Genomic DNA, 3,625 nt, shown 5'->3' with positions numbered 1-3,625 from the left:
CACCGGTGATGCTGCGCCGAATCACTCCCGCCCTGTTGACAGTGCTCGCGGTGACGCCCAGCGCCACCACGAGCACTGTCAACAGGGCGGGAGTGATTCGGCGCAGCATCACCGGTGTCCCGTTCTCCGGGCGTCGGAGCCCGGGGCGGCCGCCGGCCCGCCGGGGTTCCCGGCCAGCTCGGCGTAGAGGGCGGCAAGCGTGGCGACGGTGTCCGCCTCGGTCGGCCACGTCGCCGCCCGTTCGGCGCCACGCCGGCCCAACTCCGCCCGCGCCGCCGGGTCGTCCAGCAACGCGCGTACGGCCGCGTCGACCGCGTCCACGTCACCGGCGGGAACCAGCGTGGCTGCGTCACCCACCAGGTCCGGGAGCCCGCCGACAGCGGTGGCCACCAGCGGCACGCCGGCGCGCAGCGCCTCCTGGGCGAAGAGCTGTCGCGCCTCCCAGTCGCTGGTCACCACCGCCAGGTCGGCGCCGGCGAGCAGGTCGGCCACGTCGGTGCGGTGCCCCAGCAGGGTCACCGGGGCGCGGGCGGCGGAGGTCCGCGCGGCGAGCGGCAGATACGCCGGCCCGCTGCCCGCGATCACCACCACCGGCGGCGGGGTACGCGTACGCCAACGGGCCGCCGCGTCGATCAGCACGTCGTAGCGCTTCTGCGGGTGCAACCGACCGACCGAGACGATCAACGGCTGGTCCGGGCGGACGCCGAACTCGGCGCGTACCGCCGCCGGGCGTCGACGCGGCGCGGGCAGCGTCGGCGCGGCGACCGGAGCGAGCCGGGCGTCGGCGGCACCCACCTCGGCGGCCCGTCGCACCAGGTCCTCGGAGGCGCCGAGCGCCACCCGCACGCCCCGGGCCACCACCCGTTCGACGAGCCGGGACACACCGCCCCGCAGCCCCCCCGCGAGCACCGCGTTGTGCCAGGTGACGATCAGCGGGACGGCCGGACGGGCCAGCACGGCGACCAACCCGGCCCGCAGGCCGTGCGCGTGCACCACGTCGACATGAGCGGCGGCGAGCGCCCGGCGCAGGGAGAGCACCGCCCGCGCGTCGGCCGGAGTCGGGCTGGCCGGGATCTCCACCGGCGCGAACCGCGCACCGACACCGGTGAAGTCGAACTGCTCCTCAGTGGCGGCGGGCCCGCAGACCAGGACGGTGGTGCCGCCCGCGACGAGGCCCCGGGCCACCGAACGGACGTGCTGGCCGACCCCGCCGGTGCTGGACGCGAGCACCAACGCGACGGTGCCCGACCAGTTGGCAGGCTGAGCTGGCTCAGTCATCGCGTCGCCGTCTCCTTCCCGTCGCCCCGCTCCGCGGAGCCCGCGCCCGGTGTCGGCGCACCGCCGGACGGCCCCCGCCGGCCCAGACGCCGCAGCACCCCGGCGATCAGTGGCTGTACGTCCCGCCGGTCGACGAACCAGACCACGGCGAGGAACACAACCCCAACCAGAACCCCGGACAGCATGCCCTGACCGAACGCTGCCGCCGTCGTCGGGGTGCCGCCGTCCGACTGGTCGAGCCAACGGCTGAGGCCCAGCCCGGCGAGCCCGGCGAGCACACCGGCGAGGACACCGGCCGCTCCGGCCCGTGCCGCTCCCGCGAGGGCGGGACGGCCGGCGCCGCGCAGCACCGCCAGGAGCAGCAGGGCGCCGAGCACCAGCATCCCCACCGAGTTCGCGGACGTCACCGCGAGCACCCGGTCGGCGGTGGGCAGCAGCGCCGTCAACGGCAGCGCCACGGCCGGCACGACCAGCCAGCCGAGGGTGATCGCCACCGTCGCCGACCGGGTGTCGCCGCGCGCGTACAGCGCCCGGGACAGCACCGCGAACAGGCCGTAGCCGAGCAGCCCCGGCGCGAACCCGCTGATGGCAGCCGCAGTGGACGCCGGATTGTCCGGGTAGAAAAGGGCGGCGACCGGCTGCGCGGTACCGATCAACGCCGCGACGCCCAGGCAGCTGAAGAGCAGCACGCCCCGCGTCGCGCCGGAGAGGGTTCGTCGGTAACCGTCCTCGTCACCGGCGGCGCTGGCGGTGGCCAGGGTGGGATAGGACGCCACCGCCAACGGCACGGCGAGGACCGCCCACGGCAACAGGTAGATCGCCTGGGCCAGGTTGAACACCTGTGGGGAGCCGGTGGGGCCCCCGGAGACCCGGTTCAGGACCACCAGGAGCGCGATCTGCTGTGCGGCCACCGTCACCGCGCCGGCCGTGGCGAGCCCGCCGATCCGCGCCCGCGCGTCGGCGGTGAAGGCGTACCCGAACCGGGGCCGTAGCCGCAGCCGGCGCAGCGGGATCAGCAGTGAGAGCGACAGCACCACCACGCCCAGCGTGGTGCCGCCGGAGAGGAGCAGTTCGCCGCTGCGGCCAACCTGGGCCACTGACACGCCCCGCCCCTGGGCGGCGCCGAAGGCCACGTAGACGACGACAACCGTGAGGCTGGACAGCAGCGGCGCGATGACCGGCCAGGCGAAGCGTCGGTGTGCCTGCAGGACGCCGGTGAGCACGATGCCGATCCCGTAGAGCGGCAACTGCGGGGCGAACACGCGCAGCATCCGGGCGCCGGCGGCGAGTTCCGCCGCCGATCGGCCCTCGCTGATCAGCGAGATGATCGGGTCGGCGAACAGGACGACGAGCACGGCGAGGGGGACCAGCAGGCTCACCGTCCAGGTGAGCAGGGCGCCGGTGGTGGCCGCCACCGCGCGCCGGTCCTCGGCCGCGACCGCCCCGGCCAGCAGTGGCACGACCAGGCTGGCCAACGCCCCGCCCGCGACGATCTCGAAGACGATGTTCGGCACCGTGTTGGCGATGACGTACATGCCGCCGAGGTCGCTCTGCTCGACCACCCAGGTGAACACGGCGGTACGGCCGAAGCCGGCGAGTCGGCTGGCCACGGTGAGGACGGCGATGAGCGCGGCTGCCCCGGCCAGCCGGCCGGCGCCGGCGAGGGGTGCCGGTCTTGTCACGTCAGTCGGCGCGTCGGCCCAGTGCGTCGAGTTCGCGTAGCCCCGGGGTCCGCTGGATCACCGCGGTGAAGCTGACCTTCTCGCTGGCGGCGGTGAGCCCGGCCAGGACGGCGAGCAGTCCGGCCCGGCCGAGCGGGCCGGTACGGGCGGCGAGCGCGACGCCGAGCACAGCCCCGAGCGCGTTCGCGCCACTGTCACCGAGCATCACGTCCTCGGCCAGGTCGTCGCGGAGCAGACCGGCGGCGGCGCCGGCCGCGCCCGCGGCGATCCCGCCCTGCGGGCCGCCGGTCAGCGGCGCCGCGAGCAGCAGCCCGGACTTGAGGGCGCGGCCCGGCCGCAGGTCGAGCAGGTTGAGCAGGTTGGCCGTGCCGGCGATCACACCGGCGCCGAGCAGCACGTCGACACCCCGGCCGAACGCACCGTGCCGCTGCCGGCGCGGGTGCGCGGCGACCCGGGGATCGGCGGCGAGCAGCGCGGCGGCGCCCAGCCCGGCGGCGCCCACCCCGACGACCTTGACCAGACCGGCGGTGACCCGCCCCTCACGCAGCGCGGCGAGGTGCCCGGCGAAACCCTTGGCCGTCTTCTGCTCCGGCCGCGCGCCGACCACGTCGTCGTACAGCCCGACGCCGCCCGCGCCGAGACCGGCGACCAGCGCGGCCCCACCG

Annotated in this window: 3 protein-coding genes; all 3 read right to left on the bottom strand. The window is 76.0% G+C overall.

Annotation, left to right across the window (positions count from 1 at the left end; genetic code table 11):
- Positions 1-108: 108 nt before the first annotated feature.
- A complete protein-coding gene (locus DLJ58_RS00270; RefSeq protein ID WP_124853319.1) occupies positions 109-1,278 on the bottom strand; it encodes a glycosyltransferase family 4 protein in 1,170 nt (389 codons plus the stop codon).
- A complete protein-coding gene (gene murJ, locus DLJ58_RS00265) occupies positions 1,275-2,960 on the bottom strand; it encodes a murein biosynthesis integral membrane protein MurJ (RefSeq protein ID WP_124853318.1) in 1,686 nt (561 codons plus the stop codon). The genes DLJ58_RS00270 and murJ overlap by 4 nt, the downstream gene beginning before the upstream one ends.
- A 1-nt stretch (position 2,961) precedes the next feature.
- Positions 2,962-3,625: hypothetical protein (locus DLJ58_RS00260; RefSeq protein WP_124853317.1), on the bottom strand; the 664-nt coding region annotated here is incomplete at its 5' end.

The organism is Micromonospora arida (assembly GCF_003857035.1).
Classification (GTDB): domain Bacteria; phylum Actinomycetota; class Actinomycetes; order Mycobacteriales; family Micromonosporaceae; genus Micromonospora; species Micromonospora arida.
Note: the sequence above shows the minus strand (reverse complement) of the source record. Positions and strands in the feature narration are given on the sequence as shown.

Bases quoted from the DNA above. Each gene is read 5' to 3' on its own strand.
- DLJ58_RS00270 (WP_124853319.1), bottom strand. From the start codon at position 1,278: ATGACTGAGCCAGCTCAGCCTGCCAACTGGTCGGGCACCGTCGCGTTG.